The sequence below is a fragment of the Sphingomonas endolithica genome (assembly GCF_025231525.1).
Classification (GTDB): Bacteria; Pseudomonadota; Alphaproteobacteria; order Sphingomonadales; family Sphingomonadaceae; genus Sphingomonas; species Sphingomonas endolithica.
The window spans coordinates 419,640-441,532 of the sequence record NZ_CP103057.1; the positions used below are offsets into that span (position 1 = coordinate 419,640).

The window sequence follows — 21,893 nt, forward strand, 5'->3', positions numbered from 1 at the left end:
GCCTCATTGATACCCCAGCTTCCGCTGGGGTGACGGTTCGGGATGGAGCGACGCGGTAAGATGGCAACGGCTCCTACCTCCAAGCGCCAGCGCGACCTCACCGTCGGTCCGATCGGCGCGACCTTGCTTGCCTTCGCGCTGCCGACGCTCGCCTCCAACATCCTGCAGTCGCTCAACGGCTCGATCAATTCGATCTGGGTCGGGCGCTTTCTCGGCGAGGGCGCGCTGGCGGCGACGTCGAACGCCAACATCATCATGTTCCTGATGTTCTCGGCCGTATTCGGCTTCGGCATGGCGGCGACGATCCTGGTCGGCCAGTCGGTTGGGCGCGGCGATATCGAGGGCGCCAGGCGGGCGTTCGGCTCGGCGATTGGGCTGGTGGTCGGCGGCGCGCTCGTCATTACTGTGCTCGGCTGGCTGTTCGCGCCCCAAATCCTGCATCTACTGGCCACGCCGCCCGAGGCGCAGCCGCTGGCGCTGGCCTATCTGCGCGTGATCTTCCTCGGCCTGCCGCTGTCGATGCTGGGCGTACTGATCCAGATGGGGCTGCGCGGCACGGGTGATTCGGTGACGCCGCTCTGGTTCATGGTGCTGAGCGTCATCATCGATTCGAGCCTCAACCCATTGTTGATCGACGGCATCGGGCCGTTCCCCAAGATGGGCATCGCCGGCTCCGCCACCGCGACGTTGGTCGCAGCCCTGATCTCGACCGTCGGGTTGATCGTCTATGTCTATGCCCGCGACCTGCCGATCCGACTGAGGGGTGCGGAACTGCGCTATTTGCTGCCCGAGGGCGCGCTGGTGCGGACGATCGTCAGCAAGGGTCTGCCGATGGGCGCGCAGATGCTGGTCATGTCGACCGCCGGGCTGACGATGGTCGGGCTGGTCAACCGACTGGGCGTGGATACCGCCGCGGCCTATGCCGTGTCGCAGCAATTATGGACCTATATCCAGATGCCGGCGATGGCGATCGGCGTCGCCGTCTCGAGCATGGCGGCGCAGAATATCGGTGCAGGCAAATGGGAGCGGGTGGATTCGATCACGCGCTCGGGCATCCTCTACAATACGATCATCACCCTGGTGGTGATCGCCGCGATCATCCTGTTCGACCGTCCGGTAATGGCCTTGTTCGTCGGCGCGGACAGCGCGGCGATCCCGATCGCACGGCATATCCAGCTGATCGCCAGCTGGACCTTCGTGATGTTCGGCGCGACGATGGTGTTGTTCTCGACCGTGCGCGCCAATGGATCGACGCTGGCACCGCTGATCATCCTGGCGATCGCTTTGTACCCGGTGCGGATCGGCTTCGCGCTACTGGCGCGTCCGGCAATGGGGGCGGATGCCTTGTGGTGGGCGTTCCCGATCGGCTCGGCCGTATCTTTGGTGTGCGCGATATGGTTCTACCGGCGTGGGAGCTGGCGGCGCGAGACGTTGATCGTGCCGCCCGACGATGGTGACGGCGAGGAAAATGCGCATGCCGTGGGCGAGCCGGCGGGCCGGCTGCAGCCCACGGGCTGACCTTACCAACTCGTCATCCCGGACTTGATCCGGGATCCATCAAGCCGCTGGGGAAGGGGCAAGAGGGGCGAGCGTCGCTTGGCCTGCACGCTGGATCCCGGATCAAGTCCGAGATGACGGAATGGGGGCTACGAAGCCGGCGCCATCACCTCGATCACGCCCGCGGCGACCTTGGCGGTGATCGGCGTGATTGCCAGCACCTCGCCGTCAATCGAGATCGGCATCGGCGGCTCGGTGGCGATGCGCAGGCTCTTGCCCTTGAAATCGCGGGTATCCTCATGACGTGCTTCGAGCCGGAAGAAGCTCGCCGCCCAGTTCTTCACGAGACGCCTTTTCACGTGGCCGCAGACCGCCTGAACGACGATCTCCCCCGAATCGACCGCGGCTGCATCCACCATCTCGGTGCCGCCGTGGAACGGTCCGTTGGATATCCGCACTTCGACGACGCGCAGCCGCTCGGCACTGGCGCCTTCGCCGACGATCAGCGTGAAAGGCTTGAAGCTGGCGAATTGCCATGTAGCCCAGCCGAGATAGCCGACCTTGCCGAGCACCTTCTTCAGGTTGTGCGGGATCGTCTTGGCGATTTGCGGCGACAGGCCGAGCGCCGCGGCGTTGGCAAAGTAATCGTCGTCGATCATGCCGAGGTCGATGCGTTTCGGCGCGCCGGACTTCAGCACCTCGACCGCGCCCGGGATGTCGAGCGGAATGCCCAGCGTGCGCGCGAAGCTGTTGGCGGTGCCTAGCGGCAACACGCCCAGGATCACGTTCTGGCCGACCAGCAGGTCGACCAGGCCGCTGACCGTGCCGTCGCCGCCGCCAAGGATGACCAGATCGGGCTTTTGCGACAATACGTCGCGCACGACGTCTTCCAACTTGTCCGGGTCGGGCACGGCGCGGGCATCGACCGGGTAGGGGAGCGCATCCATCGCCTTGCATGCCGCGGCGAACTGCGCCTGGCCTTTGCGAGACTTGGTGTTGACGATCATGGCGGCGGAACGGATGGTAGCAGGAGCGGATGTCATGCGGTGGTAACGCCCAAGGTTCGGTTTCGGGGGCGTAACGCTTGCGCGTTTTGCAGCGCGCGCGCAAAAGCCCGGCATGACCGCTGCTTACCCCGCTTTACGCCTGCGCCGCTCGCGCGCTTCCACCTGGAGCCGCCGGCTGCACGCCGAGACCGTCCTGACGCCGGCCGACCTGATCTGGCCGCTGTTCATTTCCGAAGGGCAGGGAGTGGAGGAGCCGATCGCCTCGTTGCCGGGCGTGTCGCGCTGGTCGGTCGATCACATCGTGGCGCGGGCGAAGGAAGCGCGTGATCTGGGTATTGCGTGCATCGCGCTGTTCCCCAACACGCCACCGCAGCTGCGCACCGATCGCGGCGACGAGGCGCTCAACCCCGACAATTTGATGTGCCGTGCGATCCGCGCGCTCAAGGATGCGGTGCCCGAGGTCGGGGTGCTGACCGATGTCGCGCTCGATCCCTATACCGCGCACGGCCATGACGGCCTGCTCGACGACGCCGGCTATGTGCACAATGATTCGACGGCCGAGATGCTGGTCGGCCAAGCGCTCAACCAGGCGGCCGCCGGCGCCGATATCATCGCCCCGTCGGACATGATGGACGGCCGGATCGGCATGATCCGCGACGCGCTGGAAGGTGCGGGCCACATCAATGTGCAGATCATGTCCTATGCCGCCAAGTACGCCAGTGGCTTTTACGGCCCGTTCCGCGACGCGGTCGGCTCGCGCGGTCTGCTCAAGGGCGACAAGAAGACCTATCAGATGGACTCTGCCAATGCCGAGGAAGCGTTGCGCGAGGTCGCACTCGACCTGGCGGAAGGCGCGGACAGCGTGATGGTCAAGCCGGGGTTGCCCTATCTCGACATCATCTTGCGGGTGAAGAGCGAATTCAAGGTACCGGTGTTCGCATACCAGGTGTCGGGTGAATATGCGATGATCGAGGCGGCTGTGGCGGCAGGCGCGGCGGAGCGCGACGCGGTCGTGTTGGAAACGCTGATGGCCTTCAAGCGCGCGGGTTGTTCGGGCGTGCTGACCTATCATGCGGCGCATGCCGCGCGCTTGCTCGGGCGGTGATCGAGACGGCGCGCCTGATCCTGCGCGCGCCGACGCCGGCGGACCGGCCTGCGCTGTATGCGATGTGGGGCGATCCCCGTGTGATGGAGAATTTGGCACCGGTATGCGACGCGGCCGGGGCCGAGGCGATCCTGGCACGCCACGATGCGGTCCGGCCCCAAGGACTTGGATTCTCGGTGGTTGAGCGGAAAGAGGATGATGCGATGCTCGGCTTTTGCGGCCTCAAGCGCGGCAATCCGGGATCGCCGATCGAGGGGCAGCTGGAGATCGGCTGGGTGTTCGCACGGCAATCCTGGGGCCATGGCTGTGCGACCGAGGCAGCGCAGGCGAGCCTGGACTGGGGTTGGGCGCACCTGACGGAGAACCGCATCATCGCCATTACCGCAGCGCGTAACCTCGCCAGCCAGCGGGTGATGCACCGCCTTGGCATGATCCGCGTGGCGGACGGCGACTTCGACCATCCCATGTTCGCGATCGGCGATCCGCTCCGCGCCACGGTCACCTACGAGATCACGCGCCCGGCATGATCGAGACCGGCCGGCTTACCCTGCGCGCCTGGCGCGACGACGATGTGCCATCCTATCATGCGATGGGTAGCGACCCCGCCTTCATGCGCTTTCTCGGCCCGGCCATGTCACTGGCGGATGCCGAAGCGGCGGCCGCGCGACAGAATGCGTATCTGGGGACGTTCGGTGCCTGTTTCTGGGTCATCGAGCATCGCACGAGCGGGGCGTTCGTCGGCTATTGCGGGATCAAGCCCGGCCCGGCGGGTACGCCGATCGCAGGATTGCCTGAGATCGGCTGGGGGATCGCACCCGGCCATCAGCGCCGCGGCTATGCGCACGAGGGCGCTGCAGCCTGCCTCGACTGGGCCTGGACGACCACCGACTGGCCTAGCGTCTTCGCGATGACCGTGCCCGACAATACGGGCAGCCGGGGATTGATGGAGAAACTCGGCATGACACGGCTTGTCGACGGCGACTTCGATCATCCAGCCCTTGCTGCCGGCCATCCGCTGCGGCGCCACATCCTCTATCAAATCGATCGGCCCTTTTTATGATCGAAACCAAGCGTGGCACCAGCCGCGCCCCGTTCGTCGCCGCGATCCTGGCGGGATCGTTCCTGCTGTTCCTCGTCCAGCCGATGGTCGCGCGCATGGCGCTGCCCCGTCTCGGCGGCGCGCCGGCGGTGTGGAACTCGGCGATGCTCGTCTACCAGGCCTTGCTGCTCGGCGGCTACGCATACGCCCACTGGCTGGGGCGTCTCGCGCCCCGCACCCAGGGCTATGTCCATCTCGCCGTGCTCGTGCTGGCAATGTACTGGCTGCCGCTCGGGTTGCTCCAGATGCAGCTGCCGGTCGATGCGCAGCCGGCCGTGTGGGTGCCGTGGCTGCTCGCCGCATCGATCGGGCCATTATTCTTCGCCATCTCGGCCCAGGCGCCGTTGCTGCAGCGCTGGTTTAGCGTCTCGAGCGATGGCAGCGATCCGTACGCCTTATACGCCGCGTCCAATCTCGGCAGTTTCGGCGGGCTGATTGCCTATCCGCTGTTGGTCGAGCCCAGCTTGGCGCTCGACGGCCAGCGGCTGCTGTGGAGCGGTGGCTATGTGCTGGTCGTGATGCTGGTGGCGGTCTGCGTGTTCATGGTGCCCAAGCAAGCGGCCGCGGAGGCCCCCACGGCCCGGTCCAGCGAGGCGCCGCCGCGGTCGCGCGTGCTGTTGTGGATCGCGCTGGCCTTCGTGCCCTCGGGGCTGATGCTGGCCACCTCGACCTATATCACCACGGATATCGTCGCGATGCCGCTGCTATGGGTGATGCCACTCGGCCTCTACCTGCTCAGCTTCACTGTCGCCTTTGCCGCCAATCGCGCCCTGGCCGACATCCTGACGCGCATCGCGCCGGTGACGATCCTGCTGTTCGGCGGCGTGATGATCGGCGGATACCAGGAGAAGCCGTATCAGAATGCCGGCTTGGCCCTGGTCCTGTTGTTCATGGCCTCGGTCGCGCTGCACACCGCGATGTACCGGCTGCGGCCGGCGGCTGACCGACTGACCGGTTTCTACCTCGCCATGTCGGTTGGCGGTGCGCTGGGTGGCGTTTTCGCCGCCCTGGTCTCCCCTTTGGTGTTCGACTGGACCTATGAATATCCCCTGCTGATCCTGGCATCCGGCGCGCTGGTGCCCCAGGGCTTCCTGATCGATCCCATCCGACGCTTGTGGGCCGGAACCGCACAGCGCCAGCGGATCATGACATTGGTCATCGCGCTCGTCATGGCACTGCTTCTGGCGTTCGTGATGCATCGCGCCGCAGTGTCGAGCGAGGATGCCATGCCGGCGCCCGGTTTCGTGTTCCTGGCGATCGTCGTGGCCGGGCTGCTGGTGATGGGCCAGCGCGCCGCGTTCGTGGTCGTGCTGGCGGGGGCGCTGATGCTGTTCGGCGGGTATCGCTCGCTCCAGATCTCGTTCCAGCCCGATGCACGCGTGCGCAGCTATTTCGGCGTCTATACCGTCAATAGCGACCGCAAGGTGCGGCAACTTGCGCACGGCACAACGGTTCATGGGACGCAGCTAATCGGCAGCGAGGCGCGCGAGCGTACGCCGACGACGTATTACGTGCACGGTTCAGGCGTGGGGCAGGCGATGCTCGCACTGCCCGAACTATACGGGCCGACCGCCCGGGTCGGGGTGGTCGGGCTCGGCTCGGGTACGCTTGCCTGCTATGCGCGGCCGGACCAGTATTGGCGCTTCTACGAAATCGATCCGGCCATGGTGCGGATCGCGCGTGATACCGGTCAGTTCACCTTCCTCAAGCACTGCCTGCCCGATCCCAGGATCGTGATCGGCGACGCACGGCTCAACCTGCAGGCGACGCGCGCGGCATCGCTCGATCTGCTGACGCTGGATGCCTTTTCGTCGGATTCGGTGCCGATGCACCTCATGACCCAGGAGGCGTTCGCCACCTATGCCCGCGTGCTCGCGCCGCGCGGTGTGTTGCTGGTTCACATCTCGAACCGGTTCCTCGATCTCGAACCGGTGGTGTCGTCCGCCGCGGTCGCAGGCGGGTGGAGCGCGGCCAAGCTGGTCTACATTCCCGACGCGGGCGGGAGGGCTCTGGCGGAGACGGCGTCGGTGTGGCTGGCGCTGTCGCGCGACCCGGAGACGATCGCAGTGCTGAGACGCCGCAGCGCGCATTGGGAGCCGGTGCCGCGCTATCCGCATTTCACGCCGTGGAGCGACGATTATTCTACCATCCTGCCGCTGATGAAGGCGTTCCAGTAGAGGAGATCCATTTGATCGGGATGGTCGTGGATCAATCCCGATCACTGGGCTCTAGGCCTCGGGTAGAGACGCTTGCAGTCGCTGGATATGCGCAGATTCTGCATCAAGCTCCGCCTGTGCGGCGGCCTGTGCCGCCTCTAGTGCAGGGTAGGGTGGCTTCGCGTCGGCGGCGCGCCCGAGTGCTGCCTCCTCTAGGTCTGTGACCAGGCCGAGGCTCGTTGCGCGATACACGTCCAGTTCGGCCAGCGCGGTCTGCGCCTCGATCCACTGCTCACCGCCTACCTTATCGCCCTTCGCCCGCCTGGCTGCCGCGTCGGTCCGCGCGGCGGCAACGGCAAAGTCCCGCTTGGTAGTGGCGACAGCCGCCAACATCTTCGCGATCGTTGCATCCAGCGCCGGGTCCGGCGCGGCGACGGGTATCGCCACGACAGGCTCGGCGTCGCTGCGGCTTTCGATCGGGCGGGGCAGCAGCGACGGGAAGCGCCCACTGGCCTGCTCGGCGCAGGCGGTGGCGAGCAAAGGCAGGGTGCAAAGCGCTGCCAGGCGAAGGCGGAAGGACGGGCTGATCATCATAAATCGCCTTATGCGTGCAGAAAGGTACAAGCAACGCTTGCGCCCATCGAAATCCGCTACTAGAGAACCGCCTCCACGCACCCATAGCTCAGCTGGATAGAGCATCAGACTACGAATCTGAGGGTCGGGCGTTCGAATCGCTCTGGGTGCACCACTTATTTCCGCGATCTCGCGGGCAAGGGCCGGGTCAGTGATGATCCGGCTTTTTTGCACCAGAAAACCACCATGCAAGCACCGGGTCGACGATCGGCGGCAGCGCGATAGTCTGGGTTGAAGGCCGCGACGTAAGGCGGCGAGTCCGTTCCGAGCAGACCAGCGCTGCGCGATCCATGCGCCCGTGCTGTGCAACGCGCCGATGGGGGCACTGAGCTCCGGCATTAAGTAGCGGTTGGACCTGAGCCGAGCAGAGAGTGAACCATGACGAAGATGCTGACCATCATCGGCACCCATATTCATGATATCCCGTCTTTCTATGACGAGATCAACCGAGTTTTCATGTCCGGCGAGGGCTGGACACTCGGCGAAAGTCTCGACGCATTCGATGACATGCTGCGCGGCGGCTACGGAGCGATCAGCGGAGGCGAACCGATCAGGCTGGTTTGGCAGGACATCGATCAAAGCCGGGCGAGACTCGGTGTCGAGGTTACGCGCACCTTCCTCCAGGGGAAATTAGACCGACCGGAATTGTACAACGCCAAACTGGCTGCCGGTCAGCTCGAGGCGCTCGACGAAGGCCGCGGGAAGACCTATTTCGAGATCGTCGTGGCGATCATCGCTGAACACCCGAACATAGAACTCGTCGCTGCCTGATGATGCGAAACGATCATCACTCCTCATGGTGAGATCCTGAGCCGCTGTACTCGCCGGCAAGCCGGACGGACGCAGTGCTGTCATCGGGCTTTCACACCCCACCCGTAACGCCGCGCGGTGAACCGGCGCCAACCTCCGATCTGTGGGCATAACAACAAGCGTATGCCGAAGCGGCCGGCGCGGTCCTTGCCGCGGCGGTCGGTCTGATGAACCAGGTCTCAGCGGTCACGGAACGGCGTGCGGCCACTGCGCAGGAAGTCGAACTGCGGCAGGCCTTGCATCGCTTCGTCAACGGACGGTTGCGAGACCAGGCGTTGGGCGAGGATATCGTCCAGGAGACGTATCTCCGGATGTACGATTATCGCCGTACCCGTCCCGTTGCCGACGCGGCCGCCTTCTGCTTCGCCGTTGCACGCAACCTGGTGCGCGACCATTTTCGCGGGCTGCGCACGCAACCGGCGGGGGCCGAACTCGTCGAGGACATAGCGTGCCCGCTGCCGCGCGCGGAAGAGATGCTCGATTATCGGCAGCGGGTCGAGATACTGATCCGCGCGCTCAAGGTCATGCCGCCGCTGCGTCGCGAGATTTTCCTCCGGCGTCGGCTGGACGGGATGTCCGGCGCGGTCGTGGCGGCCGACCTCGGCATGACGATCGCCGCGGTGGACAAGCATTGCACGCGCGCATCAGCCGATCTGCGGCACGCGCTGGAGCGCCGTGGGTTGCCGGCAGGGGGCGCCGCATGACACGCCGCGCCGCGCCGCACAAAACGGCAGATGCCGGGATTCTGGATGACCCCGCCCTCGGTGAGGCGCTCGCAGCCGTAGCGGCGACAGGCCGCCTCTCGAATGAAGCGCTACGCGGGATGCGCGAGACGCGCCGACGCGTCGTCGGTACCGGGATCAGTGCCGTGCTGGTGGCATCGGTGGGCCTCGGGTTCTGGCAGGGGCGGGTGCTTCAACCTGCAGCCGCCATCGTCCAGCATATCGAGACACAAAGGGGCGAACAACGCGCGGTCAACCTCGCCGACGGCTCGCGCGTGGACCTCGACGGCGCGACCAGCCTCGACGTCCGCATCAACGACGGGGCGCGTGTGGTCGATCTGCGCCGTGGCGCGGCGTATTTCGATGTCGCGCATGACCGTGATCGGCCCTTCGTCGTGCGGGCAGGCGCGTCGAGTACGAACGTGCTCGGCACTGCCTTCTCGATCGACATCGGCGCGCGCGCCGTGAAACTTTCCGTCTATCGTGGCCGGGTTCGGTTTGGGGACAAGGCAAGCGGCAGTCGCGGCGTCGACGTACCAGCCGGCTGGCGTTCGAGCTTCGTACAGGGCGCGGTCGCCGCACCAACGCGCTTCGATGCAACGCAGCAGGACCGGCGGCAGTCCTGGGTCGATACCGACGACATGCTGCTCGGCGAGCTGGTCGAGCAGCTCAACCGCCGGCGCGGGCCGCTGATTGAACCGCCACCGCCGCATCTTGCCAGCCTGCCACTGTCGGGCCGTTTCAAGCTCGACGATGCTGCTGACCTGCTCGAGGCCATCGGTGAGGTCTATGGCTTCGACGTCATCGGGGACGGCGGCAGTTTGCGCCTGGTCGCAGCGGGCAAGGGTGACGCGAAACTGCCTTCTAAATGACGCTGCAGTGCAACAAAATTCTTTTGTCCTGATCCGGCATCGCGCCCGTCTTCTGCTTCGTGGCGCATGTGCGTCGAGCGGAGGGAAAACATGACGTATCTTAAGGGGGTTTCGTTTCTGTCGCTGGCGGTCGCGCTGGCAATGCCGGTCGCTGCCCAGGCCCGACCCGAGCCTGTCGCCGGAAGTGCGATGCGCTTCGACATCGCGGCATCGGATCTGCGCGCAGCATTGTCGCAATTTTCGCGCGTCAGCGGAATGCAGGTGGTCGCCGCGCCGGCAGTGGTGGCCGGGCGGCGGACTGGCGGGGTGCGGGGCGCCTTCACCTCCCGCGAGGCGCTCAACCAGCTGCTGCGCGGCACCGATCTGGTGGTCGCAGTGCGGGGCAGCATGGCGGTGTTGAAACGCGCGCCCAAGCCGTTGGCTGCGCGTCCGATCGCGAAGCCAGCGGCGCTGGCGGCTGCGCCGGTGCAGGACGGGTCCTATGGGGGCAATGTCAATGCGGAAGAGGCCGGATCCGAGATCGTCGTCACCGGCTATCGTCAGAGCATCGCCGAGGCGCTGCAGCTCAAGCGCGGCGCGGTCGGCGCGCAGGATAATATCGTCGCCACCGATATCGCCGCCTTTCCGGATCTGAACCTGGCGGAATCGCTGCAGCGTATCCCCGGCATCACCATCACGCGCGACACCGGCGAGGGCCGCCAGATCGCGTTGCGCGGGCTCGGCGCCGATTTCACCCGCACGCAGCTGAACGGCATGGAAGTGCTGGGCAACACGGCATCGGGCATGGACAATCGCGGCAACGTCTCGCGCTCGCGCTCGTTCGACTATAGCCTGTTCGCGTCGGAATTGTTCAGCCGCGTCGCGGTGCAGAAATCCTATTCTGCCGAGCAGGACGAGGGCGGCATCGCCGGCACGGTGCAGCTCACCACCGCCAAGCCGTTCGATTATACGGGCAGCAAGTTCGTCGTCTCCGCCAAGGGGCAGACCAACACCAACACCAATGGCGTAACACCGCGGCTGGTCGGTCTGGCATCGGGCCGTTGGGGCGATCTCGGCGTTTTGGTCTCCGCCGCCTACAGCAACATCCGCAGCAACGAATATGGCTATCGCAACTGGGGCTGGGGACTGACCAAGTATAACGCCGCCAATATCGGCCCCGAGATCGATGCCGCGACGCGCACGAAGCTGCTCGGCGGCGTGTGGCAATCGACCGCCCAGTCGCCGTCGAGCTGGTATACCGATCGCAAGCGGCTCGGCGTCACCTCGGCGCTGCAATATCATCCGGGCGACAATTTCAAGCTCGACGTCGATCTGCTCTACGGCCGGCTGTGGGACAGGCGCGACGATTATGCACTCGCCACTGCGGGCGCCAATCCGCTCACCGGCACCTCGATCGGCGGCACGCAGATCATCCGCAGCGCGGTGATCGACGACAGCAACACGTTGCGCGCGGCGAGCTTCACCGGCATCGACCTGCGGTCGGAACATCACATCGTCAAGAACCACACCGACTTCTACCAGGCAGTCGCCAATGCCAGTTGGGACGTCAGCGATCGCCTGACGATCCACGCGCTCGGCGGCTTCGAGGAATCGGACTTCGCGCAGCCGGTGTTCGACAAGGTGTTCATGGAGGCCAAGAACACGGCGTTCAGCTACGACGTCCGCCCGACCATTCCGGTCAACAGCTACGGCATCAACCTGACGGACCCCAACAATTGGGCGCTGCAGCGGCTGGACGTGCAGGAGAACGAAGTCACCAGTCGCTACAAGAATGGCAAGCTCGACGCTGCCTATCGCCTCGACGACGCGCTGACGTTCAAGATCGGCGGCGAATACAAGGCGTTCGTCAACAGCGGCTATACCTCGGCGAACAAGGTGTTCCACAATGTGCCCACGGTCACGCCGATCCCCAACGATCTCAAGCATACCGTGCCGGTCGACACGCTACTCCAATATATCGTGGGCAATGTCGACGGCACCTATGCGCTGATCGGCGACAAGCGTAATCTGACCGCGGCCAATCTGCAGGCCGGCAGCGATTATCGCGTGGACGAAGATACCTGGGCCGGCTTCGCGCAGCTCGATCTCGACACGCAGGTGGCCGGTATGCGGCTGCGCGCCAATGCCGGCCTGCGCTATTATTCCACCGACCTGACCTCATCGGGCAACCTTGCGACCGGCGCCGGCTTCGTACCGGTGGTGATCGAGACCAACAGCAAGGGTTGGCTGCCCGCAGCCAATGTCGCGCTCGACGTGGCCGAGGACGTGGTGGTGCGCCTCAGCGCCAGCCGCAACGTCAACCGTCCGGGCTTGGGCGATCTCGCCGCGGCGGGATCGATCACCACCCGGCCCAATGGCGGCTCGCTGACCCTCGGCAACCCATTCCTCAAGCCTTATAAGGCAACATCGGTCGAAGGGTCGGTCGAGTGGTATATGGGCCGGCACGGCTTCGCCTCGATCGGCGCGTTCTACAAGAGCATGGATAGCTTCATCACCTCCTCGTCGAAGCAGATCCCTTATGGCGAGAGCGGCCTGCCGCTGTCGCTGCTGATCCAGGGGCAGGACGCCAATACGCCATATGACGTGAGCCAGCCGATCAATGGGCCGGGCGCCGACATCAAGGGCGTCGAGGTAGCGTTTCAGCACGATTTCACGTTCCTGCCCGGCGCGCTCAAGAATCTCGGCGTCACTGCCAATGGCACGTGGTTCGAAGGGAAACGTACCGCGTTCTACACCACCGGCGGGGTGACCAGCTCGCGCGTGCTGCCGCTCGACAATCTCTCGAAATGGGCGTTCAACGCGACGCTGTATTACGAGAATCCGGTATGGGGCGCGCGCGTCTCCGATGCGTATCGCAGTCGCTACCTGACCGGGGCGGGCAATGCGCTGGCCAATTCGGGTGGCGGCATCAAGGCGACCAACAATGTCGACTTCCAGGCGCATTTCAACCTGCGCCCCGGCATCCGCCTGATCGCCGAGGGCATCAACCTGACGAACGAGCCGATCCAGCAGTTCGCCAACATGGATGCCATGCGCCCCGAGGTCTATACCACCAGCGGCCGCACCTTCACGTTCGGCTTCAGCGCGGAATTCTGAGCGCGCGTTCGATGACGTTCTGATGCTCCCCTCCCTGATCGCAGGGAGGGGAGCTTGCTTGGAGATGACCATGCGTACCGCCCTCGGCAGCGTCGCGTTTCTACTCGCCGCGCCGGCCGCCGCCCAGGAGCAGCCACCTCCACGCATCAACGACATTGCCGTGATCGGCACTCATAACAGCTACAAGCTGGCCATGCCGACGGAGACAATGGCGAAGCTGCGTGCGACCAATCCGCAGATGGCGGATGCGCTCGACTATGCGCACCGCCCGCTCGCCGAGCAACTCGATGCCGGCGCCAGGCAATTGGAGCTCGATGTAAACTATGATCCTGCGGGCGGCCATTATGCGCGTGGATCGAGCGATCCCAAACTGCGCCGGCGCGGCTTCAAGGTGCTGCACATTCCAGGCATCGACAACGGGTCGAGCTGCGTCCTGTTGACCGAGTGCCTGCAGGCGATCCGCGCGTGGTCCGATGCCCATCCGCGCCACGTGCCGATCCTGCTGATGTTCAATGCCAAGGACGAACAGAATGCCGCGCGGGGCGGCATCGACGCGCTGCCGTTCGACGCGGCTGCCTATGATGCGCTCGACGCCGAGATACGGTCGGTGCTGAAGCCGGACAAGCTGATCACGCCCGACGATGTCCAGGGCAAGTTTCCGACGCTGCGTGATGCGGTGCTGGCCGGTAATTGGCCGCTGCTAGAAGCGTCGCGCGGCAAAATCCTGTTCGCGCTCGACGAGCCGCCGGCCAAGGTCGCGGTTTATCGCGGTGCGCGCAAATCGCTGGAGGGACGGGTGTTCTTCATCAACACGGACGAGCAATCGCCAGCCGCCGCCTATCTGACGCTCAACGATCCGATCGGCGATGCCGAACGAATCCGCCGCGACGTGACGGCAGGGTATCTCGTCCGCACCCGCGCCGACGCGAACACGAGCGAGGCGCGCGCCAACGACACGCGGCCACGCGACGCAGCGCTGGCGGGCGGTGCGCAATTCGTGTCAACCGACTATCTCTGGGCCGATCCACGGTTCGCTGGCGGCTATCGCGTGCAGTCTCCCGGAGGCCTTGTGGCGCGCTGCAATCCCGTCCGGCGACCGGCCGGCTGTGGCAATCTGGAGGCCGGCAAGTGAAGGCGGCTGTGCTCTCGCTTGTGGCGCTGCTGCTGGCAGCGGCGGACCAGCCCCTGCCGGGTTATCTCGACGGCAAGCCGGTCCCGGACCTCCTGCAGGTGCTCCCGGCCCCGCCGCGTGTCGGATCACCGCGCGCCGCCGACGATCTGGCGACCTCTCGCGCAACGCGCGCGCTGCAGGGAAGCGACCGCTGGCGGCTGGCGAGCGACGACGTCACCGATGACCGCTTCACGGTCTTTTCCTGTGCGCTGGGGATGAAGCTCGACGCCAGGAGCGCGCCCAAACTCGCAACGCTGTTTGCGCGCATGAATGATGGTGGCATGGTCGGCGGCGCAAAGAGCGGCTTTGCGGTGAGACGTCCCTATCTCGACCAGCCCGGCGCGATCTGCGAGGCAAAGACCGACCATCTGGCGCGCAATGGCGATTATCCCTCTGGCCACACCTCGACCGGCTGGTCGACGGCTCTCGTGCTTGCCGAACTCGTGCCCGAACGTGCAACCGCAATCCTGCGGCGCGGTCGGATCTATGGCGAAAGCCGTTTCATTTGTGGATCGCATAGCCGCAGCGCGGTGGAGGCGGGATTTTTAGCGGGTAGCTCATTGGTCGCCGCCTGGCATAGCACGCCGGAATTTCGCGCCGACGCGGGTGCCGCGCGCGCGGAGCTAGCGGCGCTGCGGGGCGTCGCATCGTCTCCGAACCCAGATCGCTGCTCTCGCGAGGCAAAGGCGGACTGAGTGGCACGGGCATCCGGACTATCGCAGCGTCACGTCAGACGGGCAGTCACGGTTCCTGCGGCCGGTCCGCAAGCGGGACGCATTAGCCGGAAATCTCCGCGAATGAACGTCCGAACTTGGGAACTCAGAACTCCGCCGGTGGCGGCAAGTTGAGGACAGCGACAAGCCTGTCACTGTCGAATTGCGATAAGAGCTCAAGTTCACTTGTGATCCACTTTGCCGAGCTCGGCCGCCTCATCCTTCAGGGCTAGACATGCGTTCTGCCAAGCGGGGTCGCCGGGGTATAAAGCAGAACGCAGATATGCCCACGTCATGCGTTGCGTCGTGCCGAGACGATCAGGATCTTCATCGTCCGTCTCTTTGGCATCATAGCCGGCAATACCGCCCAGCCCGTGCTTGGCCCCGAACAAGGTAAGCAGGCTGTCGGCGCCGGGAGCATGAAAAGGATCGGCATGCCAGTCGGCGCCGCGGGTCGTCAGGTGCGGGCTGACGTCTTCGTCGCCGAACACGACGAGGGACTTGGTCGTCATGGGTGAAAAGCCGAGGCTCAGTGCGGGATAGCGCAGCCCCATGGGTCCATCGAGATCCTCCCCGCGGCCCAGCCCGGCGAGCAACACGCCGGCCTTGATGCGGGGCTCCCGCATGTCGCGCCCGGCAGCCGGTTCGTCGGGGGAGGTCAATCTCGCCCCGAGCAGCAGGCTGACAGTGTGGCTGCCCAGCGAGTGACCGACAGCGGCAATCCGCTCGCGATCCATTCGGCCAGTGAGCACCGGCACTGTCGCGTCGATGGCTTGCAGCTGATCGACGATGCAGGTCAGTTCCTCGACGCGTTCCTGCCAGAAAAGAGGGCCGCCATGACCGTCAGGGGCAAGGCCGCCGACCTTAGAATTGGCGTGGGTCGGCTGGATGACGACGAAGCCATGCTCTGCCAGGAAGTTCGCGAGCGGGCCATAACCGTCCTTCGACGCGATGTAGAGCGACGGACCATGGCCGTGCGACAGCAGGATGAGGGGAAGGTCACGACCGGTCGCCGGCGCGGTGATCCGGAGCTCGAGTGGCTGGTCCCGCCCGGGCATCGGCAGCGTCACCGGACTGATCGAAATCGTGGCGACCGCTGCGTTGATGGGGAGATGCCGCGCCTTGTCGATAAGGTTGTTCATGGGTCGAATCTCGCTTCGTTGTTGGCAAGCCGGCAGGAGTTGGCTATCACGGCAAGTGGAGCGTTGCTCCGCATTTGCTATCTGCGGAGCAATGCTCCGCATGGCAAGTACTTTCTGACGGATGGGTTTTTTGACGGACATTGTGGAAGCCGGCGGTGATGCAGAAGCCGCGCCAAAGCGGCGGGTGCGTGCTGATGCTCAGCGTAATGAGGATGCCGTGCTGGAAGCAGCCAAATCTCTCTTTGCGGAGGAGGGCGTCGATGCGACCGTCAGGCAGATCGCGGATCGCGCCGGGGTTGGGATGGGGACGCTCTACCGCCGCTTTCCAAAGCGGTCTGACTTGATCGCGGCGGTGTTTCGCCGCGAGGTCGATGCGTGCGCGGCAGAAGCCGCGACGTTGGCTGCGCGCTATGGACCTGGAGAAGCGCTGGAACGCTGGCTAAAGCGTTACGCGCAATTCCTGGGCACGAAGAAGGGGCTCGCGGCAGCACTCCATTCTGGCGATCCGGCGTTCGACGCGCTGCCGGCCTATTTCCGTGCTCACTTCGAGCCCGCACTTGCCTGCCTGCTGGGTGCAGCGGCCGCAGCGGGGGAAGGACGGGACGACGTCGAGCCTTATGACCTTTTGCGCGCGATCGGGAATCTTGCCATGGCGACAGGCGAGGATGGCACGGCGCATGTCGGGCGAATCTTGGACCTGCTGATCGACGGTTTACGCCGCGGACAGCCGCCTGGGACTGTCGCCGCAATTCGCCAAGATTAGCCGTTCAAGCTGTGATTGTTGGGCTGTGATATCAGCCGGCTCGTCCGTGTTGGCGAACCAATGACGGAGCGGATCGCTCTGTTCGCACCCTGCCGCCTCAGCCCTCCCGTCGGGCCTGATCGTTATAGGCGCGGCGGAATTCCTTGGCGAAGACGTCCATGAAGGCCTCGTCCGAACCCTGGGCGACGCCGCCAAACTCCTTCTGATAAGCTTGCCATAGCGCAGCATCGCGCGCGCCGGGCAGGATGCGTTCGAGCAGCCCGCCCGACTCGGCGCGGCTGCGGATCGCGGCGGGCGAGAAGCGGTCGAGCGTTGCCTTGAGCGCCCCCTGCATCGCGCGGAGCGTGGCCATCTGGTGCGATTGAAGATCGACAAAGGCATCCTCGATCGCGCGTTCGGCGTCCATGAAGCCGCGCTGTGGCGGATTGAGCAGCATGGCCAGCGCTTCTTCGGGCGTCCGCGCGAACTTGATCGGATTGTTGCCGGCCGGATTGAAGGCGGTCGTCTCGGCGCCGAGCTGGGCTTTGGCCCGGGCGCGCGCTTCGACCATCACGACCAGGCCGGCGACCAGCCGGTGCAGCAGGCGACCGCTGCGGGCGAGCAGCGCGGGCGAGTGATCCTCGACCTGCGTCGGCGCCAGGCCAGCCCCGCTGACAAGCTGCTCGGCACCGGCGGGAGCCGCTGGCGCAGGCGGCGGGGACTGCGGTGTCGGGGATTGTTGTGTAGGTACTGCCGGTTCGGCTGGCGAAGCAGGCGCGCCCCAGCCATCGTTGGCGCCGAAACGTGCGATCTGCGGCGTCTCCGCCGGCAGCGCGGCGCGCGCGGCGGGCGGCGCCAGACCCAGCGGGTCGCGGGGCGGCTCGACCGGCTGGCCAAATCCGCCGCGTGCCCAATCGACCACATTGCCTTCGGCGATGCGCCCCCACACGTCGTCGGGGGAGGGGGCGGACGGGCGATCGGGCGCGGCGCTCGACCAGCCCGAGGCGGGTTCCGCCGCCGGGATCGGGGCGGACCAGGCCGAGGAGACCGGCGCCTCCACCGGCGCAACGGGGGCGGCCCAGCCACCGGACACGGGCGATGGCGACACGCGCGGCTGATCGGTGCGCGCAAGTGACGGGCCAAGCTGTGGTTGCCAGCCGGCGCTGGCACCAGACGGGGACGGCGCAGGCGAGGCCCAGCCGGAGGGCGACGCGGCTGGGCGTTCGGCGACGGCAGCACCGTCGTCCCAGCCACGCCAGGGCTGCGCTGCGGGCGGTTCTTCATCGCGGATTGCCGATTGGCCGCTGAGCCTGGCGCCCACTTCATATTGGCCGATCTGTAGCACGTCGCCCTCGGCAATCCGGTGCGGTGAAGCGAGCCGTTCGCTGGCGCCGTTCAGGAAGGTGCCGTTGGTGCTGAGATCGGTCAGGACATAATGCTGCCCATCGAACGCCACTTCGCAATGCCGCGACGAGATGTGGTTGCGTGGGTCGGGCAGGCTCCAGTCGCAGGTCGGCGAGCGGCCGATCACCGCGCCGCGGCGATGCAGGACGAACTCGACCGGCATGCCATTGTCGAGCCCGGCGACATTGCGGATCGCGAGGGTCAGAGTCATGCCGCTGTCAGCGCCGGCAATCCGCCTTCCGCCGCACGTTCGGCCAGCGCCAAGGCGCTGCCGAGGACCGTGGCGGGTGCGTCCGTCCGAAACGCCGCGGACTTTACTGCTGCAACGGCGTAACGCAGGCAGGCCTCGGGTGGTGCGAGCAGAGGCGGCATGCCCGGATCGGCGATCGATCCGCCCGAATAATATACCGCCAGGCCGAGGCGATGTTCGGCGCTGCGCGGATTGGCCGCCAGCGCGGCGACCTGCGTCGCTCGGCGGTTGGCGTCGCTCGGCTCGTCGAGCCAGCGCAGCGCATGGTCGAGCGCCAGCCGGTCACGCACCGGCAATTCACGCACGCGGGATTCGCGGTCGAGCACCTGCGCCGCCCACGCCACTGCCTCCAGCCGAGGCAGCGCGTGCCCGATATAATCGACCGCATCGGCTGCACTGCCGTTCCCTTTGATCGCGACATAGCCGGCCTGAACGTCGATCGCGTCGTCGGGCAATTCGCTCTCGTCCAGATCGCCGTCCAGCAGCAACGCCACTTGCCGCGCCTGGGTAAGTTTGATCGCAGGCCAGGGGTTCATGGATTGATCATCGTCTTGACGCCCTTGAGCAACAGCTGCGCACCCGCCTTCACGACGGTGTTCATCCCCCGGACCAGCATATCGAGCTTACCGGTGATGTAGACGTTGTCGGCACTGATGCTGATCGCGTCCTTCGTCATGAAGATGCGCGACTGCCCGACCTCGATCAGGATGCTTTGTCCGGCTTGCACGACCAACGTCTGGCCGACCTTCAGCGTATCGTTGATATGGACCTCGGTCAGGCGATTGTTGCCGATCTTGCCATGTTCGTCATTGCCGATCTCGGACTTGCGGTCATGACCGACAATCTCTTCCTGGCAATGGCCGACATGATGCGTCTGATCGAACCGGACGCGCACGTTCTGGTCGCGTTCGGCGTGGACGAACATCTCCTCGACCCCGCCTTTGTCCTCGAAGCGGATCTCGTTGGCGCCCGGCGCGCCGGTGTCGAGCGCGCGTGCTTGGGGATATTGGCCGGCATCGCCGTAGCGCTGCGTCCGCCACAGCGCGCGCGTCTTGTTCGCCGGGAGCGGGTAGATCGGCATGTGCGATTTGTTGAACACACGCCCGACGACCAGCGGGCGATCGGGATCGCCGTTGAGGAAATCGACGAGCACTTCATGCCCGACACGCGGCAGGATCAGATTGCCGAGCCCGCCGGTCTGCGACACGCGGATCCAGCAGGTGGATTTCTCGCCCGGCGTGGTACCGCGGTCCCAGTGGAAGCGTACCTTCACCCGGCCATATTCGTCGGTGTAGATCGTCTCGCCGGCCGGCCCGGTGACGATCGCGGATTCGAGGCCCTGTACCACCGGCCGCTCCGTGGTCTGCGGCGCCTGGAACACGGTATCGGCCGGGATTGCGTCGAAGCGGACGTTATACTCCACTTCGTCTTCCTGCTCGCCCGAACGATAGGTTTCGGCGGCGATGCTGTGATAGGTGGAGGTGATCAGGTAGGATGCATTCATCCGGTCCGCGGGGTGCCCGGTAACCGAGACCGTCGACCCGCAGGACAGGCCGCTCGCCTGCGACGTGCCCGAAAAGACCCGGCGATTGGCGCGCAGCCCGTCCAGGATGGTGCGGCTGCGGTCCTGTCCGGTCTTTTCCTGGTCCTCGCGCCCGGTCTTCTCGCGCGTGTAGCGCCCCGGATACAGGAAGATCTCGCGATCGTCGCGCGGGTGGTTTCCTTCGGCGGCATGAACGGCGGTCAACGGCTTATCGGGCGATTCGAAGTCGAAGTCGCGGTAAGTGACCTTGCTTTCCGCGCTGGTCGTCACGCGCTCGGTGAAACTCTGCAGGTGGGATGCCGGCTTGGTGAAGCGGGCCGTGGATTCCGCCGCGAACACCGACACCGAATTGGGATTGTATTCGAGCTTGGCGGGCGTGCCCGGCTTGTGGCCCTGCGGCCCTTCGCACAACACCATCACGTGCCGATCGGCATCGTGGCGGAAGTAATAATAGATGCCTTCTTCCTCCATCAACCGGGAGGCGAAGGTAAAGTCACTCTCGCGATACTGCACCGTATAGCCGCGCGTGACCCGCGGCTTACTCAGGCGCGAATAGTCGACGTCCGAAACGCCGGCGGCTTCGAACACCTGCTTGATGATCTGGACCGCAGTCAGATCCTGGAAGATCGCCATGTCACGATTTTGTGACAGGAAGTAGGTCCAGGGCTGCAGCGTCAGACGATAGTGATGGCCGCTCGTGCTTTCCTTGCCATATTCCGAGGAGACGATCAGACCATGAAAGTGCCGCAGCACCTGATCGTCTTCGAGCACCGTCAGGGCGGTCGGTTTGCCGAGATGCGGCTGCAGATCGATCTCTAATGGCGAGATGATCTGGGCTGTTACCAGGAAAGGGCGGCTCAACGCCTCCGTGCTTTCGATTCGCTCCAGTACGACCTGTTCGCCGACATCGATCGACATCTGGGTCAAACGGGATGTCGCGCTTGACACCATCGGACTCCTTCGCACCGGTAGTGACCGTGGCGGACACTGTACGGCATCGTCAATACAGAGGCCGCTGAAAGCGCACAACCACGATCGGCGTTTACTGGTGACACCGCTAAAACACTATTGTTGACGGTCGCTTAATCATGCCAACTTGCAGCTTCACGACGTTGCGCTTAGGCTAAGTGAATAGAGCGTGGTGCTGTCGGTCGGAGAATACGACATGGGCTTCCTATCGTTACGGTTGGCGTTGACCGGATCGGTCATGCTGGCGATGCCGGCATTGGCCGAGCAGCCGAAATCCAAGCCCCTCCCGAGTGTCGAGGGCTATGTGTGCACCTTCACCGGCAAGTGCGGACCGGAATCGGACGAGGCGACGGTCACGCGCGACGCGCCTCCAACCAAGGGATTCCGCCTGGCAAGGCCGTCGGCCGACAACAATGGTCCGTCGATCAGTGCGCCGCGCGCCAATGCCGTGGCGACACCCGCCCGGGCAGGTCGGCGCGACTATCGTGGTGACGCCGGACGGCGCAGCTCGGCGCGTGAGGCGGCGTGGATGGCGCGGAACTCGGCGAAGCCGGCCTATAGCGAAGCGCAGGCGCGCCAATATGGCAACGGCGCCGCCGGTACGGCACGCCGCGCCGACCTGATGATCGGTTTCGAGCTCAATTCTGCGACGATCAGCAGCGAGGGCAGGGCGTCGGCGGCGATCTTCGCGCAATCGATGCTGCGGCCGGAATTGTCGGGCAAGCGCTTCGTCATCGAAGGTCATACCGATCTGCGCGGCGGGCGGGCGCTCAACATGGCATTGTCGGCGCGGCGTGCGCAGGCAGTGGCCGATTTCCTGGCATCACGCGGCGTGGACCGGTCGCGGCTGGTGGCGCGCGGGGTTGGGCCGGATGTGCCGCTCAGCGGACACCGCGCGAGCGACCCGCAGAACCGCCGCGTCGAAGCCGCACTGCTGCCCTGAGCATAATGGTGGCTCGCAA

19 protein-coding genes and 1 tRNA gene are annotated in these 21,893 nt (G+C 65.4%); 14 read left to right on the forward strand and 6 right to left on the reverse strand.

Features of this window, described 5'->3' with window-relative positions:
* The first annotated feature begins 60 nt into the window (after positions 1 to 60).
* Positions 61 to 1,518, forward strand: a complete 1,458-nt coding sequence (locus NV382_RS02175; RefSeq protein ID WP_260598912.1) for an MATE family efflux transporter — start codon at positions 61 to 63, stop codon at positions 1,516 to 1,518.
* A gap of 128 nt (positions 1,519 to 1,646) precedes the next feature.
* On the opposite strand, the gene NV382_RS02180 is transcribed toward NV382_RS02175, so the two are convergent.
* Complete coding sequence (locus tag NV382_RS02180) at positions 1,647 to 2,540, reverse strand: diacylglycerol/lipid kinase family protein (RefSeq protein ID WP_260598913.1); 894 nt, start codon at positions 2,538 to 2,540, stop codon at positions 1,647 to 1,649.
* Between the two features lie 76 nt (positions 2,541 to 2,616).
* Here NV382_RS02180 and hemB point away from each other — a divergent pair, with 76 nt between their 5' ends.
* The 4 genes from hemB to NV382_RS02200 are packed head-to-tail and all read left to right on the forward strand — an operon-like array spanning position 2,617 to position 6,885.
* Entirely contained in the window at positions 2,617 to 3,609 is a 993-nt protein-coding gene (hemB, locus tag NV382_RS02185; RefSeq protein ID WP_260598914.1) for a porphobilinogen synthase, read from the forward strand.
* Positions 3,606 to 4,136, forward strand: a complete 531-nt coding sequence (locus NV382_RS02190; protein ID WP_260598915.1) for a GNAT family N-acetyltransferase — start codon at positions 3,606 to 3,608, stop codon at positions 4,134 to 4,136. The genes hemB and NV382_RS02190 overlap by 4 nt, the downstream gene beginning before the upstream one ends.
* Positions 4,133 to 4,669 (forward strand): GNAT family N-acetyltransferase, encoded by a 537-nt coding sequence (locus NV382_RS02195; protein WP_260598916.1) that lies wholly within the window; start codon positions 4,133 to 4,135, stop codon positions 4,667 to 4,669. Before NV382_RS02190 ends, NV382_RS02195 begins: the two co-directional genes overlap by 4 nt.
* Entirely contained in the window at positions 4,666 to 6,885 is a 2,220-nt protein-coding gene (locus NV382_RS02200; RefSeq protein WP_260598917.1) for a fused MFS/spermidine synthase, read from the forward strand. Before NV382_RS02195 ends, NV382_RS02200 begins: the two co-directional genes overlap by 4 nt.
* 51 nt (positions 6,886 to 6,936) lie before the next feature.
* Here the strand turns inward: NV382_RS02200 and NV382_RS02205 are convergent, their stop codons facing one another.
* Complete coding sequence (locus NV382_RS02205; protein WP_260598918.1) at positions 6,937 to 7,455, reverse strand: hypothetical protein; 519 nt, start codon at positions 7,453 to 7,455, stop codon at positions 6,937 to 6,939.
* 80 nt (positions 7,456 to 7,535) lie between these two features.
* Between NV382_RS02205 and NV382_RS02210 the strand changes: the two genes are divergently transcribed.
* The 7 genes from NV382_RS02210 (at position 7,536) to NV382_RS02240 (ending at position 14,863) form a co-directional block, all read left to right on the forward strand.
* A tRNA-Arg gene (locus tag NV382_RS02210) sits at positions 7,536 to 7,612 on the forward strand.
* 263 nt (positions 7,613 to 7,875) lie between these two features.
* Positions 7,876 to 8,268: a barstar family protein gene (locus NV382_RS02215; RefSeq protein WP_260598919.1), complete on the forward strand. Its 393-nt coding sequence runs from the start codon at positions 7,876 to 7,878 to the stop codon at positions 8,266 to 8,268.
* A 206-nt stretch (positions 8,269 to 8,474) separates the two neighbouring features.
* The gene (locus NV382_RS02220) at positions 8,475 to 9,011 is read left to right on the forward strand and encodes an RNA polymerase sigma factor (protein ID WP_260598920.1); all 537 of its coding nucleotides are present in this window, start codon (positions 8,475 to 8,477) and stop codon (positions 9,009 to 9,011) included.
* On the forward strand, positions 9,008 to 9,901 hold the full coding sequence (locus NV382_RS02225) for a FecR family protein (protein ID WP_260598921.1): 894 nt from the start codon (positions 9,008 to 9,010) through the stop codon (positions 9,899 to 9,901). The genes NV382_RS02220 and NV382_RS02225 overlap by 4 nt, the downstream gene beginning before the upstream one ends.
* Before the next feature lie 90 nt (positions 9,902 to 9,991).
* Positions 9,992 to 12,997: a TonB-dependent receptor gene (locus NV382_RS02230; RefSeq protein WP_260598922.1), complete on the forward strand. Its 3,006-nt coding sequence runs from the start codon at positions 9,992 to 9,994 to the stop codon at positions 12,995 to 12,997.
* Positions 12,998 to 13,067: 70 nt separating this feature from the next.
* A complete protein-coding gene (locus tag NV382_RS02235) occupies positions 13,068 to 14,129 on the forward strand; it encodes a phosphatidylinositol-specific phospholipase C1-like protein (RefSeq protein WP_260598923.1) in 1,062 nt (353 codons plus the stop codon).
* A complete protein-coding gene (locus NV382_RS02240; RefSeq protein ID WP_260598924.1) occupies positions 14,126 to 14,863 on the forward strand; it encodes an acid phosphatase in 738 nt (245 codons plus the stop codon). Before NV382_RS02235 ends, NV382_RS02240 begins: the two co-directional genes overlap by 4 nt.
* Before the next feature lie 200 nt (positions 14,864 to 15,063).
* Here NV382_RS02240 and NV382_RS02245 read toward each other — a convergent pair whose 3' ends face one another.
* Positions 15,064 to 16,164, reverse strand: coding sequence for an alpha/beta hydrolase family protein (locus NV382_RS02245; RefSeq protein ID WP_260598925.1), 1,101 nt, complete (start codon positions 16,162 to 16,164; stop codon positions 15,064 to 15,066).
* Between NV382_RS02245 and NV382_RS02250 the strand changes: the two genes are divergently transcribed.
* A complete protein-coding gene (locus tag NV382_RS02250; protein ID WP_260598926.1) occupies positions 16,154 to 16,786 on the forward strand; it encodes a TetR/AcrR family transcriptional regulator in 633 nt (210 codons plus the stop codon). The genes NV382_RS02245 and NV382_RS02250 overlap by 11 nt on opposite strands.
* Before the next feature lie 97 nt (positions 16,787 to 16,883).
* Here the strand turns inward: NV382_RS02250 and tagH are convergent, their stop codons facing one another.
* Genes tagH through NV382_RS02265 form a run of 3 tightly spaced genes read right to left on the reverse strand, consistent with a single transcriptional unit; the run spans position 16,884 to position 20,910 of the window.
* Positions 16,884 to 18,380, reverse strand: coding sequence for a type VI secretion system-associated FHA domain protein TagH (gene tagH, locus NV382_RS02255; protein WP_260598927.1), 1,497 nt, complete (start codon positions 18,378 to 18,380; stop codon positions 16,884 to 16,886).
* The gene (locus tag NV382_RS02260; RefSeq protein ID WP_260598928.1) at positions 18,377 to 18,955 is read right to left on the reverse strand and encodes a DUF6931 family protein; all 579 of its coding nucleotides are present in this window, start codon (positions 18,953 to 18,955) and stop codon (positions 18,377 to 18,379) included. Before NV382_RS02260 ends, tagH begins: the two co-directional genes overlap by 4 nt.
* Entirely contained in the window at positions 18,952 to 20,910 is a 1,959-nt protein-coding gene (locus tag NV382_RS02265; RefSeq protein ID WP_260598929.1) for a type VI secretion system Vgr family protein, read from the reverse strand. Before NV382_RS02265 ends, NV382_RS02260 begins: the two co-directional genes overlap by 4 nt.
* Positions 20,911 to 21,103: 193 nt before the next feature.
* On the opposite strand from NV382_RS02265, the gene NV382_RS02270 reads away from it, so the two are divergent.
* Positions 21,104 to 21,874, forward strand: coding sequence for an OmpA family protein (locus tag NV382_RS02270; RefSeq protein ID WP_260598930.1), 771 nt, complete (start codon positions 21,104 to 21,106; stop codon positions 21,872 to 21,874).
* Positions 21,875 to 21,893 lie beyond the last annotated feature (19 nt).

Bases quoted from the DNA above. Each gene is read 5' to 3' on its own strand.
- NV382_RS02215 (WP_260598919.1), top strand. From the start codon at position 7,876: ATGACGAAGATGCTGACCATCATCGGCACCCATATTCATGATATCCCG.
- NV382_RS02245 (WP_260598925.1), bottom strand. From the start codon at position 16,164: ATGTCCGTCAAAAAACCCATCCGTCAGAAAGTACTTGCCATGCGGAGC.
- NV382_RS02205 (WP_260598918.1), bottom strand. From the start codon at position 7,455: ATGATCAGCCCGTCCTTCCGCCTTCGCCTGGCAGCGCTTTGCACCCTG.
- NV382_RS02260 (WP_260598928.1), bottom strand. From the start codon at position 18,955: ATGAACCCCTGGCCTGCGATCAAACTTACCCAGGCGCGGCAAGTGGCG.
- NV382_RS02235 (WP_260598923.1), top strand. From the start codon at position 13,068: ATGCGTACCGCCCTCGGCAGCGTCGCGTTTCTACTCGCCGCGCCGGCC.
- NV382_RS02225 (WP_260598921.1), top strand. From the start codon at position 9,008: ATGACACGCCGCGCCGCGCCGCACAAAACGGCAGATGCCGGGATTCTG.
- NV382_RS02180 (WP_260598913.1), bottom strand. From the start codon at position 2,540: ATGACATCCGCTCCTGCTACCATCCGTTCCGCCGCCATGATCGTCAAC.
- NV382_RS02220 (WP_260598920.1), top strand. From the start codon at position 8,475: ATGAACCAGGTCTCAGCGGTCACGGAACGGCGTGCGGCCACTGCGCAG.
- tagH (WP_260598927.1), bottom strand. From the start codon at position 18,380: ATGACTCTGACCCTCGCGATCCGCAATGTCGCCGGGCTCGACAATGGC.
- NV382_RS02195 (WP_260598916.1), top strand. From the start codon at position 4,133: ATGATCGAGACCGGCCGGCTTACCCTGCGCGCCTGGCGCGACGACGAT.
- NV382_RS02175 (WP_260598912.1), top strand. From the start codon at position 61: ATGGCAACGGCTCCTACCTCCAAGCGCCAGCGCGACCTCACCGTCGGT.
- NV382_RS02200 (WP_260598917.1), top strand. From the start codon at position 4,666: ATGATCGAAACCAAGCGTGGCACCAGCCGCGCCCCGTTCGTCGCCGCG.
- NV382_RS02230 (WP_260598922.1), top strand. From the start codon at position 9,992: ATGACGTATCTTAAGGGGGTTTCGTTTCTGTCGCTGGCGGTCGCGCTG.
- hemB (WP_260598914.1), top strand. From the start codon at position 2,617: ATGACCGCTGCTTACCCCGCTTTACGCCTGCGCCGCTCGCGCGCTTCC.